The 13,589-nt window shown below is 75.7% G+C and carries 8 protein-coding genes; all 8 read left to right on the top strand.

The features are described from left to right. Positions 1 to 6 precede the first annotated feature (6 nt). On the top strand, positions 7 to 3,849 hold the full coding sequence (locus IF83_RS33235; RefSeq protein ID WP_107046801.1) for a helix-turn-helix transcriptional regulator: 3,843 nt from the start codon (positions 7 to 9) through the stop codon (positions 3,847 to 3,849). A gap of 617 nt (positions 3,850 to 4,466) precedes the next feature. Further along, a complete protein-coding gene (locus tag IF83_RS0118510) occupies positions 4,467 to 5,720 on the top strand; it encodes a PucR family transcriptional regulator (protein ID WP_030545494.1) in 1,254 nt (417 codons plus the stop codon). Positions 5,721 to 6,088: 368 nt separating this feature from the next. Then, positions 6,089 to 7,882 carry a sodium/solute symporter gene (locus IF83_RS0118505; protein ID WP_158711064.1) on the top strand — a complete coding sequence of 598 codons (1,794 nt, stop codon included), beginning with the start codon at positions 6,089 to 6,091 and terminating at the stop codon, positions 7,880 to 7,882. Between the two features lie 80 nt (positions 7,883 to 7,962). Then, on the top strand, positions 7,963 to 8,754 hold the full coding sequence (locus IF83_RS0118500; protein ID WP_030545489.1) for an ABC transporter ATP-binding protein: 792 nt from the start codon (positions 7,963 to 7,965) through the stop codon (positions 8,752 to 8,754). Between the two features lie 5 nt (positions 8,755 to 8,759). Further along, entirely contained in the window at positions 8,760 to 9,695 is a 936-nt protein-coding gene (locus IF83_RS0118495; protein WP_078843613.1) for an ABC transporter ATP-binding protein, read from the top strand. Then, positions 9,692 to 10,582 carry a branched-chain amino acid ABC transporter permease gene (locus tag IF83_RS0118490; RefSeq protein WP_030545486.1) on the top strand — a complete coding sequence of 297 codons (891 nt, stop codon included), beginning with the start codon at positions 9,692 to 9,694 and terminating at the stop codon, positions 10,580 to 10,582. Before IF83_RS0118495 ends, IF83_RS0118490 begins: the two co-directional genes overlap by 4 nt. 277 nt (positions 10,583 to 10,859) lie before the next feature. Further along, positions 10,860 to 11,942, top strand: a complete 1,083-nt coding sequence (locus tag IF83_RS0118485; protein WP_051722928.1) for a branched-chain amino acid ABC transporter permease — start codon at positions 10,860 to 10,862, stop codon at positions 11,940 to 11,942. Further along, on the top strand, positions 11,939 to 13,198 hold the full coding sequence (locus IF83_RS0118480; protein ID WP_030545482.1) for an ABC transporter substrate-binding protein: 1,260 nt from the start codon (positions 11,939 to 11,941) through the stop codon (positions 13,196 to 13,198). The genes IF83_RS0118485 and IF83_RS0118480 overlap by 4 nt, the downstream gene beginning before the upstream one ends. Positions 13,199 to 13,589: the final 391 nt, after the last annotated feature.

The raw sequence follows: 13,589 nt of genomic DNA, 5'->3' as shown, positions 1-13,589 counted from the left end.
TTCCTGATGAGATCGGTGGACCAACAGCACGGCGGCAGGGCACCGGCACCGGGGCGACCGCCGCGTCGCCTGTACGGACGGCAAGCCGAACTCCGGGCCCTGGGCGCCCTCCTGGAAGCGGCGCACAGAGGCGCGGGCGGGGCCCTGCTGCTCGTGGGCGAGCCGGGGCTCGGCCGCAGCGCCCTGCTGGAGCGGGCGGCGGCGCACGCCTCGGGGGCGGCGACGCGGTCCGCTCCGGGCCTCACGCCGGGCCTCACGCCGGGGCATGCGCCGAGGCATGCGCCGGGGCACGCCCCCAGGCCTACGGCCACGGTGGTACTCCGTATCCGTGCGGTGGCCGCGGAGCGGCACATCCCCTACAGCGGCCTGCACGCCCTGCTGACCCCGGCACCGGCCCGGCTGCCCGCGACCACACCGCGCACCGCGCCACTGGCCGAGGCCCTGCGCCTCGCCCGGCCGGCCGGGCCCGGGAATGCGCCCGTCCCCGACACGGCCGCGGCGCGGGAGGCGGCGGCCGCCGGATGTGACGCGGTGACCGCCCGGGACACAGCGGCCGGGCGCCGTACGGCAGTTGCCCGGGACACGGCGGGGGCTGCGGCCGGACTCCCCGGCACGGAGTGCGCGGGTGACGCCGGCTTCCGGCGGCGTGCGGCGGCCCGTCGCGACGGGGGCCCGGCCCCGGCGGGCGGCGCCCCTGCCCCGGCCCCGTGCGCCGGACGGCCGGGCGCGGCCGAGCCGTGCCCCGCCGCGCCGCCGGAGACGACGACCGAAGCGCCCGGGACACACGATCTCGGGCTCCCCGCCGACCGGCCGGCCGGCCCACGCGCGGACGCCGGCACGGGCACCGACGGCAGCGCGGACGGCGGCACGGGCGCGGACAGCGGTGCGGGCTCCGGCGCGGACACGGGCGCCGCAGCGGACGAGGGAGTCGGCTCCGGTACCGGCGCCGTGGCGGACGCGTTCCTCGTCCGGCTCGGTGAGCTGGCGCGCCGCGGACCGGTCCTCGTCTGCGTCGACGACGCCCATCTGCTCGACCCCGGCTCACGCGCCGTCCTGGGCTTCGCCGCGCGCCGCCTCGACGGAGGCCCGCCCGTGGCTCTGCTGCTGAGCGTTCCGCAAGGTCACGCCGGAGAGGCGGAGTTCGCCGGGATACCGGTCCGGACCCTGGCACCGCTGACCGAGCCCGACGCCCTGGCCCTGCTCGACGACCTGCTGCCCGGTGACGCCGCGCCGGCCGTACGGGAGGCGCTGCTGCACGAGGGCTGCGGCAACCCCAGTCTCCTCACCGACCTGGTGGCCGGACTGACTCCCGCCCAGCTGACCGGGGCCGCTCCGCTGCCGGAGCCGCTGCCCGCCGACGGCCCGCTGCTGCGCGACGGCGCCGCGCGGCTCCGGGCCCTGCCGCCCGACACCCGGCTGCTGCTCCTGCTGGCCGCGGCCGCGCACGCGTGCGCGGGCACGGCGGACGGCATCGGCGCCGATCTGCTGCTGAGCGTCGCGATCCGGGCCGGGCTGGCCGGGGCAGGACTGGAGCCCGCCGAGGCGGCCGGTGTCGTACGGACCGAGGGGGACCGCGTCCGCTTTGCCCATCCGACGCTGCGCCGCGCCGCCTTCGACAGCGAACCGCTCGCTCGGCGCCGCGCCGCGCACGCGCTGCTCGCCGAGGTGCTGGACGCGCGCGGCGAGGCGTACCGGCTGCGGGCCCTGCGGCACCGCGCGGCCGCCACCGAGCGGCCGGACCCGGAACTGGCCGACCGGCTCGCCGCCGCGGCGGCCGCCGCCCCGGGCGCGTCCCACGCCCACGGTGAACTGGCCGCCGCACTGGCCAGGGCCGCGGAACTCACCGTCTCCACCGACGCCCGGGTCGGCCGGCTCGCCGCCGCCGCCGAGCACGCCTGGCTCTCGGGACGGCCGCACCGGGCGCGCTCCCTGCTCGCGGCGGGCCGTGAACTGCCCGCCCGGGAGGCCGTACGGGGACGGGCCGAACTGGTGCGCGGCATCCTCGAATTGCGCGACGGCGTCGTCACGGACGCCCGCGAGGTCCTGCTGCACGCGGCCCGTCTGCTGGAACCACACGACGGGCCGGCCGCACGCCAGGCCCTGCTGCACGCGGCGGAGGCCGCCTGGGCGGACGGCGATGTGACCGGCTACCTCTCCGACATCGGCCGGGCCACGGCCCTGACCACCTCGGGCCGCACGGCCGCCGGTGACGACGACGGCGACGGCGAGGGTGACGGCGCCCGTGCCGACGGCGAAGGCGGCCTTGGCGACGGCCTCGGCAGCGGCGGTGCCGTCATCGGCCGTGCGGGAAGGGTGGCCGGCCCGGCGGCCGGTGACAGGGGTGCGTCGGCGGTGGCGTCCGGGCGTGGACCGGATCCGTACGGTCCGGCCGGGAGCGCTCTGCTCGACGCCTACTGCGCGGGCATGCGCGCGGTGATGAGCGGCCGGTTCACCGACGGGACGGAACCGCTGCGCCGGGTGATCACGCTGGGCCGGGGCGCCGAGGACTACGAGAGCCTCATCCGCGCCGGAGTGGCGGCCCTGGTGCTCGGCGAGGTCGTCGCCGCCTGTGAGATCAACACCCGTGCCCTGGCCCTCGCCCGCGTCCGGGGACTCGACACCCTGGTACCGCAGGCCCTGGAGCACCTAGTCTACGCGGAGCTGCGAGCCGGCCGCCACACCCGCGCCCACGCCCACGCCCTGGAAGGGCTGAAGGCCGCGAGCCGGGCGGGCCAGCGGAACTGCGCCGCGCACCACCACGCGGCCCTGGCCATGGCCGCTGCCGTCCGCGGTGACGCCGCCGCCTGCGAGGAGCACGCGCGGGCGGTGGGCGAGAACGCGGGGCCGCACGGCCTCGGAGTGGCCGCCACGCTGGCCGCGTGGTCGCTGGCCCGCGCGGACCTCGGCCGGGGCCTGCCCCGCGAGGCCCTGGTGCGGCTGCGCCCGCTCGTGGGCACCGGCCCCGGGCGCGGGCATCTCGCGCTCCGCATGCTCGCCGCGCCGGATCTGGTCGAGGCCGCGGTGCTGGCGGGGGAGCCGGAGGCGGCGCGGGCCGTGCTGCCGGAGTTCGAGATCTGGACCGCGCACACGGCCGACCCGCTGGCTCCCGCCCAGCTCGCCCGCTGCCGCGCGCTGCTGGCCGTGGACCACGCGGCGGCGGGCGAGCCCGGCAGCACCGCGCGTCGCGCGGTCCCGGCGGGCGCCCCGGCGGGCGGGGAGGCAGGGGTGTTCGGCTCCGTCGGCTGGGCGAGGGCCGGTGCCGTGAGGACGACAGGGGTGGCCGGGACGGCCGGGACCGGGAACGGCTGTCCGGTGGCCGGGGCCGACGCCCTCTTCGCCCGGGCCCTGGAACTGCACGACCTGGCCGACGGCGATTTCGAGCGGGCCCGTACCCAGCTGCTGCGCGGCAAGATGCTCCGCCGCAAGCGCCGCCCGGGTGCGGCCCGGGATCATCTGCGCGACGCCCTCGTGGCCTTCGAACGGTGCGGTGCCGGAGCCTGGGCCGACCAGACACGGGCCGAGCTGCGGGCCACCGGCGAGGCCGGCCGGGCCGCCGAGGCCCCCGCCGTCGCCGGGCTCCTCACCCCGCAGCAATTGCGGATCGCGCGCTGCGTGGCAGAAGGGGCGACCAACCGGGAGGTGGCGCTCCGGCTGTCCGTGAGCCCGCGCACCGTGGACCACCATCTGCGCAATGTGTTCGCCGCGCTCGGCATCAGGTCCCGGGTGGAACTGCCCCGGCTGCTCGCCGCGGCCGGGCCGGGAGCCGGAACCGCGGCCGGACCGGGAGCCGGTACTCCGGCGTCCGGAGCGGGCTTCGCGGCGCGGCCGGAAGCGGTGGCACGGCCGTGACCGGAGCCGCTCCCGGGAGACGGGCCGGCGGCCGGGGCGTCGAGGTGGGGGTCGCGGGAGCGGGCTTCGCGGCGGGGCCGGGAGCGGTGCGGCTGTGATCGGCGCCGCTCCCGGGGGACGGGCCGGTGGCCGGGGCGTCGAGGCGGGGGTCGCGGGAGCGGGCTTCGTGGCGCGGTCGGGAGCGGTGCGGCTGTGATCGGAGTCGTCCCCGGGGGGACGGGCCGGCGGCCCGGGCTCCGAGGCGAAGCCGGCCGGGCCGGGCCCAGCGGCGCGGTCCGAGGCGGTTGCACGGCCGTGACCGGAAACGTATCCGGGAGGACGGGCCCGCGGCCCCGGCGCCGGGGCGGCGCCGGCCCGGCCGGCGGCCGGCTCCGCCGCAGCTCACAGGGGTGGGGCAGGGGTGGGGCCGGGCCGGTCCGTACCGCTGCCACGGAGCGCGGCGGCCTCGCGGCCGGGCCGCAATGCGGACACGGTTGCCGCCACGGGTATGGACGAATGACCGACCGGACGGTATGTCCTTGGAGTAAGAGGACGCACCACCCCGGAAACACCACCGGGGGCGCGCCGCCGGCAACGGCACGCCCCCGCCCAGGCCCCCGCACCCGTGGAGGACCGAGATGCACCCAGTCGTACGGGCCCGAGTGCGGGCCCTGCCGGGACTGCCCGCGGCCGACGAGCCGGTCCGGTCCCGGGCGAGCGCCGAAGCGGTCACCGTGCTGCACCGGGCCGCCCGTGTGCTCATCGACCAGCTCCCCCTGCTGACCGACCGTGTCGTCGCCCTGCTCCGTGAGCAGGAACCCGCCTACCGCGCCCCCACCACGGACCCGGACGAGCTGTGGCAGGAGGTGCACGGCTCCCTCCGGCACAACGTCGGCTCCCTGCTGCGCCCCAAGGAGTCCCGCGAGTCGGCCCGCCAGTGCTCGTGGCGGATCGGGGCCGAGCGCGCCGAGCAGGGCATGCCGCTCGACGCGGTGCTGCACGCCTTCCGGCTGGGCGGCTCCGTCGTCTGGCAGGGCCTCGTCGAGGCGGCGGGCGAACGCAACCCGGACGACGCGCACCTCCTCGTCCATGTGGCCGCCGACGTGTGGAACTTCGTCGACGAGCACTGCGGACTGGTGTCGGACGCCTACCGCCAGGTCGAACGCGAGCTGACCTGGCGCCGCGAGAACCGCCACCGGCTGATGACCGGGGCCCTGCTCGACGGCACCACCCGCATCTCCGACCTGCCCGAGGTGGCCGCAGCCCTCGGCCTCCCCGAGGACGGCCGGTACGCCGTCGTCGTGGTCACCGGCGGCCGGCGGGCCGCGTACGGGGGAGGGGAGCCGCCGTCCGTCCCGGACGGGATGCGCGTCGTCTGGCACACCGGGGCCGACGCCGACCACGGCATCGTCCTCCTCGGTGACGGCGGCCCGGCCGGGCTCGCCGCCCGGATCAAACCGCCCCCGGGCGGCCGGGCCGGAATCAGCTCCGCGGTCGAGGGCCTCGCCGCCGTGGGGGACGCGCGCAGACTGGCCGCCAACGCGCTGCGCTGCGCCGCCGGTGACGGCGATGTGGCGGTGCTGGAGGAGCATCTGCCCGCCGCGCTGGTCATCTCCTCCCCGGAGCTCGGGGCCGCGCTCACCGACCGCGTCCTGGGGCCCGTCCTCGGACTGGAGCCCTCCGACCGGGACATCATGCTGGACACGCTGACCGTGTGGCTGTCCGCCGAGGGCTCGGCCGTGCGCGCCGCGGCCCGGCTGTTCTGCCACCGCAACACGGTCCTCAACCGGCTGCGCCGCTACGAGCAGCTCACCGGAAGCTCCCTCGCCAGCCCGCAGGACGTGGTCGAACTGTCCCTGGCCCTGACGGCCCGCCGCCTGCTCCGGGTCTGAGACCCGCCCGTTCCGGCGTCGTGGCCCCGGGCTCCGCCGGGGGCTCCGCCGCCGGCACCTCCGCGACCCGGTGCCCCGCTGTCCGGCGCTCGCCCGGCGACGCTCGTTGTCCGCTCGCCCGGTGGGCCCGCCAGGGAATGCGGCCGGGCCACGGCCCGCCACCCGCCACCCCGGTGCCCGGCCCGCCCCGTCCGGCACACCGGCGGCCCGCGCGGTGGCCCCGTACAGCGGCCCGCACAGCCGTTCCGTAACCGCGCGGTGGCGCAAGGTGTGACGGGGCACAGTCCGTGCGCGGCGGGCTTGGGCCCGGTCACCGAGGTGCGGTCACCGCCTGTACGACCGCCGGACGCGCTGCTGTCGTGACGCGGGTGACTTCCGCCTCCGCCATCCTCGACGCCGGAACGCTGGCCTATGTGATCTTCTCGGCCTGCGTCGCCATTTCGTTCCTCCTCTGCGTGCTCGCGGCCACCGACACCGACGAACCCGCCCAGTTCTACACGGGCAGCGGCAGCATGAGCCCCGCGCAGAACGGGCTGGCCATCGCCGGTGACTACATCTCCGCCGCCACCGTGCTCACCACCACCGGGGCGATCGCCCTCACCGGCGCCGACGGCCTGCTCAGCGCCGCAGCCACCGTGCTCTCGCTCTACCTGCTGAAGCTGCGGCTGGCCGAGCCGCTGGCCGAGGGGCCGCGGCACTACACGCTCGGCGACATCCTGGCCCGGAGGCTGCGGGAGCGGCCCTCGCGGATCGCCATCGCGCTGATCACGCTGATCGTCACCTTCCCGATCCTGCTGGTGCAGCTCGCCGCCGCCGGAACGATGATGAGCACCCTGCTCAACCTGCCCGGCGAGGCCGCCACCACCATCAGCACGGTCTTCGTCGGCCTGCTCATGGTCGGCTACGTCGCCTTCGGCGGGATGCGCGGCACCGGGCTCGTCCAGATCCTGAAGATCGTGGTGGTGACCCTGGTGACCACCGCGCTCGCCGCGATGGTCCTGCACCGCTTCGGCTGGAACCCGTTCCGGCTGATGACCGCCGCCGCCCGCAACAGCGGCGCCGGGGACGCCTACTGGACGACCGGTACCCAGTTCGGCGACTCCCTCCGGGGCCGGGTGGAACTGCTCAGCCTGGACCTCACCCTCGTTCTCGGCGTGGCCTGCATGCCGCACGTGATGATGCGGCTCTACACCCACCGCGGGGCGGAGGCCGCGCGCAAGTCCATGCGGTGGGCCGTCGGCACCGTCGCCGGATTCCTGGTGACCATCGTGGTGCTCGGCTTCGGCGCCGCCGCCCTGGTCGGCGGGAAGGAGCTGTACCGGCAGGACCACACCGGCGGCACCGCCCTCCTCGCGCTCACCCGGGTGCTGGACAGCGGGGCGCGCGCCGCCGACCAGAGCCTGCTCTTCGCCGTCGTGGCCTGCGCCGTCTTCGTGACCGTCCTCGCCGCCGTCGTCGGCATCACCCTCGCCGCGGCCACCACCGTCGCCCACGACCTCATCGCCCGGACCGCGTTCCGGGGCCGGCTGTCCCGCGGCCGCGAGGTCCGGTACGCGCGCTGGGCCGTCCTCGGCGTCGGCACCACGGCGGTGCTGCTGGCGATCCCCGCCCAGGGCTGGAACGCCCATGTGCTGATCGTCTACACCTTCGGCGTCGCCGCCTCCGCGCTGCTGCCGACCCTCCTCTACACGTTCTTCTGGCGCGGCTTCACCACCGGCGGCATGTACGCCTGCCTCTACGGCACGACGGCGCTGCTGACCGTGCTGACCGTCTTCTGCCCCGGCGTCTCCGGGCTGCCGGTCTCGCTCTTCCCGGACCGCGACTTCGCGTGGTTCCCGCTCCAGACGCCCGGCATCGTCACCATCCCGGCCGGCTTCCTCCTCGGGTGGCTCGGCTCCGTCCTCTCCCGCCCCGAACCGCCGCGCGACGGCGACGGAGCGTCCGGCGAGGACGACGGCGACGGCGGCTACGGAGACGGGGGCGGCGGCACCACGGCCGGCCCCGCGGACGGCGGCTCCCGCACCGCCCCGGCCGACCGCTCCGGCGAGCGGCTTCCCTCCTGGCACCTCACGGAACGCCGCGGCCCGCTGGACTTCCCCCCTGGGCGGACGCACAACGCGCACGGGCGGCCCTTGGGAACGGGACCCGACCTGCCCGGCTGACCTGTACCCGCCTCCGGCGCCGTGTTGTCGTATCCGTCACTTCCCCCGAACCGCCCCCGCGCGGACCCCGAGGAGAATTCATGCCCGACCTCTCTCCCGAGGCCCTGCACATACAGGACCTCGACGTGTCCTACGGACAGTCCGTCCGCGCTCTGCGGGGCGTGACCCTCACCGTTCCCGCCGGCGGCGTCGTCGCCCTGCTCGGCGCCAACGGCGCCGGGAAGAGCACCCTGCTGCGCACGGTCTCCGGCACCCTGCGGATGCACCGCGGCGCGATCACCGCCGGCCGCGTGGAGTACGCGGGACGCGCGCTGAACGGCTCGGACCCGGTGACGGCCGTGCGGGCCGGAGTCGTCCAGGTGCCGGAGGGGCGCCGGGTCTTCGGCGCGCTGACCGTCGACGAGAACCTGCGCGCCGGCGGCCTCGGGCTGCACCGCTCCCGCCGCGACGGCGCCGCCCGCGACCGGGTCTTCGGGCTCTTCCCCCGCCTCGCCGAGCGCACGGGCCAGCGGGCCGGGCTGCTCTCCGGCGGCGAGCAGCAGATGCTCGCCATCGGCCGCGCCCTGATGGCCGCCCCCAAGCTGCTGCTCCTGGACGAGCCGTCGCTCGGCCTGGCACCGCAGATGGTGGCGCGGATCGGCGAGGTCATCACAGAGATCAACCGGCAGGGCACGTCCGTGCTCCTCGTCGAACAGAACGCGGCCATGGCGCTCGAACTCGCCTCGCACGCCTACGTGCTGGAGGTCGGTGAGGTCCGGCTCTCCGGACCCGCCGCCGAGCTGGCCCGCACCGACGAGGTGCGGCGGCTCTACCTCGGCGAGGAGACACCCCGGCAGGAGCCCGTCACGGCGGGCGCGGAGAAGGGCCGGTGAGCGGCATGACGCGGACGCGGTACGGCACGGGCACGGCGGCCGCCGGGAAGACCGACGGCTCCACCGGCGCCGAGGGCACGGTCACACCCCCGCTGCGCGTCGAGGACGTCACGGTGCGGTTCGCCGGACTGACCGCCCTGGACGGCGTCGGCTTCACCGTCGAGCCCGGCAGCATCCACGCCCTCATCGGGCCCAACGGCGCCGGCAAGTCGACCTGTTTCAACGTCCTCTCCGGCGTCTGCCGCCCGGCGAGCGGCAGCGTCCGCTTCGGCGAGCACGAGCTGACCCGGCTCCGGCCGCACAGGATCGCCGCCCTCGGCATCGCCCGCACCTTCCAGAACATCGTGATGACCGCCGGCACGGTCGCCGACAACCTCATGCTGGGACGCCACGTCCTCACCCGGGCCGGCTTCGCCGCGACCGCCCTGCGGCTGCCCTCGGCCGTGCGGGAGCAGCGGGTGCACCGGGAACGGGCCCGGGAGATCGCCGAACTCGTCGGCCTCGGGCGGCTGTTCGACACCCCGGTGGCCCTGCTCTCGTACGGGGACCGCAAGCGGGTCGAGATGGCGCGCGCCCTCTGCCTGGAGCCGCGGCTGCTGCTCCTCGACGAGCCGGTGGCCGGGATGAACGGCACCGAGCGGCTCCGCACCGCCGAGACCGTCCGGGCCGTACGGGAGGAACTCGGCCTGTCCGTGCTCATCGTCGAACACGACATGGGCCTGGTCATGCGGCTCGCCGACGCCGTGACGGTGCTCGACTTCGGCCGCCGCATCGCCGGCGGCACCCCCGACGAGGTCCGCCACGACCCCGCCGTGCTCCGGGCCTACCTCGGCACCGGAAAGGAAGAGGTCCCCGACCCCGACCCGGATCCCGACCCGGAGTCCGGGCCGGCTGCCGGCCCGGACTCACAGGAACGACAGGAAGAGGAGCACCCCGCATGAGCACGGCCGCGGAAATCGTGCTGAACGGGCTCGCCCTCGGCTCGGTGTACGCCCTGGTCTCCCTGGGCTTCGTCATCATCTTCAAGGCCTCCGCCGTCTTCAACTTCGGCCACGGATCGCTGCTGCTGCTCGGCGGCTACCTCACCGCCGTCCTGCACGAACACCTCGGCTTCGCCGCCGCGCTCGCCGTCGCCGTCATCGCCACGGCCGCCGTGGCCGCCGCCATCGAACGGCTGCTGCTGCGCAACACGGACCCGCACGCCGCGCACACCCTGACGATCATCACCATCGGTGTGGACATCGTCCTGATGACGGACCTGGCCCGCCGGATCGGCGGCGACCTGCTGAGCCTCGGCGACCCCTGGGGCAACGGCACCGTCGAGTTCGCGGGCGTCACCGTCGCGCAGAGCCGGCTGGCCTCGATCGCCGCCGCCGTCGTCGTCATCGGCGCCGTGTTCGCCGTCTTCCGCTTCACCTCCTGGGGCCTGTCGCTGCGCGCCGCCGCCGAGGACCGGGAGGCCGCCGCCCTCATGGGCATCCGCCTGGAACGCATCCGGATGCTCGCCTGGTGTCTCGCCGGGGCCCTGGCCGCGATCGCGGCGGTCTTCCTGACGGCCTTCCCGTCCCCCGGACTGGAGCGCACCACCGGGCACATCGCCCTGGCCGCCTTCCCGGCCGCCGTGCTCGGCGGCATGACCTCACCGACGGGCGCGCTGCTCGGCTCGCTGCTCATCGGCGTCACCGAGGCCCTCTGCGCCGGCTACCAGACGGAACTCTCCGCCCTGGGCTCCGGGTTCAGCGACGTCGCGCCGTACGCGGTGATGGTGCTGGTCCTCATGTTCCGCCCGACCGGGCTGCTCGGTACGAAGGAGACCGTCCGTGTCTGACCGCACCACCGACAAGCACGAAGCGACCGCCGCCGACCCCGTCGCCCCTGGCGAGCACGCCGAGTCCACCCCGGCGGAGACCGGCCCCCGCCCGCGCGCCGGCACCGTTACCGAGCCCGTGTCCGCGTCCGCGTCCGCGTCCGGGTCCGAGTCCGGGAGCGGACCCGCACCCGGCCCGGCCCGCGACGGCAGCGGCAGCGGTGACGGCGACGGTGCGGGTGACGGCCACGGCGAGGGCAAGGCCCCCGCGGCCGGCACCGCCCCGCCCCGCCGGCGGATCACCCCCGCCCGCGCCCTCCCCCTCGCCGCGGCCCTCCTCCTCTGCGCCCTCCCCTTCTACCTCGACGCCGCCTGGCTCCAGATCGGCCTGTTCGCCATGGCCGCCGCCATCGGCGCCATCGGCCTCAACCTGCTGACCGGCAGCACCGGCCAGCTCTCCCTGGGCCACGCCTTCTTCCTCGCCGTCGGCGCCTACGGCTACGCCTGGCTCGGCGGCGACCCCGGCCCCGGGCTCCCGCCGCTGCTCGCGCTCGTCCTCGCCGTCGCCCTGACCGGCGTCGCGGGCGGCCTGTTCAGTCCCATCGCCGGCCGGCTGCGCGGCATGTACCTGGGCGTGGCCACCCTCGCCCTGGTCTTCCTCGGCCACCACGTGATGCTCAACGCCGAGCCGGTCACCGGCGGCTTCAACGGCCGCTCCGTACCGCCCATGGAGATCCTCGGCTTCTCCTTCACGGGCAGCGATCCGTATCTGGCCGTGCTCGGCGTCCCCTTCGGCGCCACCGAGCGCCTCTGGTACCTGGCCCTGGCGCTGCTCGCCCTCGCCTGGTGGACCGCGCACAACCTGCTGCGCGGCCGCTCCGGCCGGGCGCTCACCGCCGTGCGCGACAGCGAGGTGGCCGCCGCCGTGCTGGGCGTGCCCGTGGCCCGCTACCGCTCCGGCGCCTTCATCGTCTCCTCGATGTACGCCGGTCTCGCCGGCGCGCTGATCGCTCTGATCTCCCAGACCGTGGTGCCCGACTACTTCGGTCTGGCGCTCTCCATCGACTATCTCGCCATGATCGTGATCGGCGGCCTCGGCTCGGTCGGAGGCGCCGCCGTCGGCGCGCTCTTCGTCAGCGCCCTGCCGCTGGTCATCGCCCGCTACGCCGATCAGCTACCGCTGATCGAAGCCCCTGGAGCCCCCGGAAACGCCGTCGGCCCCGCAGACGCCGCCCGCTACCTCTACGGCGCGGCCATCGTCCTCATCCTCCTCCGCGCCCCCGGCGGGCTGAGCGGCCTGCTGCACAGCGGCAAGCTCCGCCGCTTCCGTGCCGGCGTCCGTCCCCGCACCACCAACGAAACCCAGGAGCCCACCTCATGAAGCACAGCAAGAGAGCCGCCGTCGCGGCGGCGGTCGTCGCCCTGGCCCTCGCCGGGACCGGCTGCAGCACCAAGGCGCAGGAATCCGACGGCGGCAAGGCCGGCGCGGACGGGGTCAAGACCGGCCCGGGCGTCACCGAGAAGACCATCAAGCTGGCCGCGCTGACCGACCTCAGCGGTCCGTACGCCACCCTCGGCAAGAGCATCGTCCAGGCCCAGAAGATGTGGGCCGACGACGTGAACAAGAACGGTGGCATCTGCGACCGCAAGATCGAGATCGTGGTGAAGGACCACGGCTACGACGTGCAGAAGGCCCGCTCCGCCTACACCGAGGTCTCGCCCGACGTCCTCGCCCTGCCGCAGGTGATCGGCTCGCCGGTGGTCGCCGCGCTCAAGGACTCCGTCGCGAAGGACAAGATCCTCACCTTCCCGCAGGCCTGGGCCGCCTCCCTGCTCGGTGAGGACGCCATCCAGGTGATGGGCACCACCTACGACATCGACATGATCAACGCCGTGGACTTCCTCAGCCGCGAGGGCGGGGTGAAGAAGGGCGACAAGATCGGTCACGTCTTCTTCGAGGGCGACTACGGGCAGAGCGCCCTGGAGGGCGCCAAGGCCGCCGCGAAGGAGCGGGGCCTGACCGTCGTCGAGCAGAAGATCAAGCCGACCGACACCGATCTGTCGGCCCAGGTCTCCGCCCTGCGCGCGGCCAAGGTCAAGGCGGTCCTCATCAGCGCCGGACCCACCCAGACCGCCTCGCTCGTCGGCGTCTCCGCCGCCAAGGGCTTCACCGTCCCGGTCGTCACCAGTGCCCCGGGCTACGCCCCGCAGCTGCTGAAGACCCCGGCCGGCCCGGCCCTGGAGAAGATGCTGCACATCGTCAGCGCCACCCCGCCGGTCAGCCACGACCTGCCGGACCTGGAGAAGATGGTCGCCGACTACCAGAAGAAGTACCCGAAGGAGCTGGTCGACTCCGGCACCCTCTCCGGCTACAGCGCGGTCAATGTGCTCGACGCGGACCTGCGCGCGGCCTGCGAGGCCAAGGACCTCACCCGTGAGGGCCTGGTCAAGGCGCACCGCGCGCAGAGCGAGCACAAGGGCTTCGGCGTGACGCAGGACTTCAGCGACGCCTCGCAGCCCGCGACGTACGCCTCGTACATCTCCAAGCCGGACCCGAAGAAGACGGGCGGCTCGGTGCTCGTCGAGGACGTGCACGAACTGCCGGAGGCGCGGGAGTACTTCAAGAACCGCTCCTGACCCCGGCCCGGCGCGGCCCGGGCAGCACCGACACGGACGGCGGTCCGCACGGTCCCTCACCCCGGGGGAGCCGTGCGGACCGCCGTCCGCGTGTGCTCTGCGCCGTCAGCCGCGGGCCGGGCCCGTCCACCCGTGACGCGCCGGGGCGGCCGGTCCGCCCGGTGCGTCTGCCGGCCCGCCGTCCCGCGCCCCGCACCACCGCGCCGCATCCAGCGCCTCGTACAGCCCCCGCGCCCAGGGTTGCGGGCCCGCCACGCGCCTCTCCGCCGCGATGACCGGCGCCGTACGGAAATGCCGTACAGAATCGGGGAGTTCACCCGGAAGCGTTGCCTCCGCGGAGCCGCTTCGGGAAGACTGCGGTGCGTGACTGCCGGGTCGGCCATGGGCCACA

Origin of the sequence: Streptomyces albus subsp. albus (assembly GCF_000719865.1) — a bacterium.
GTDB classification, from domain to species: Bacteria; Actinomycetota; Actinomycetes; order Streptomycetales; family Streptomycetaceae; genus Streptomyces; species Streptomyces albus_E.
This window is presented reverse-complemented; position numbering and strand designations above follow the sequence as displayed.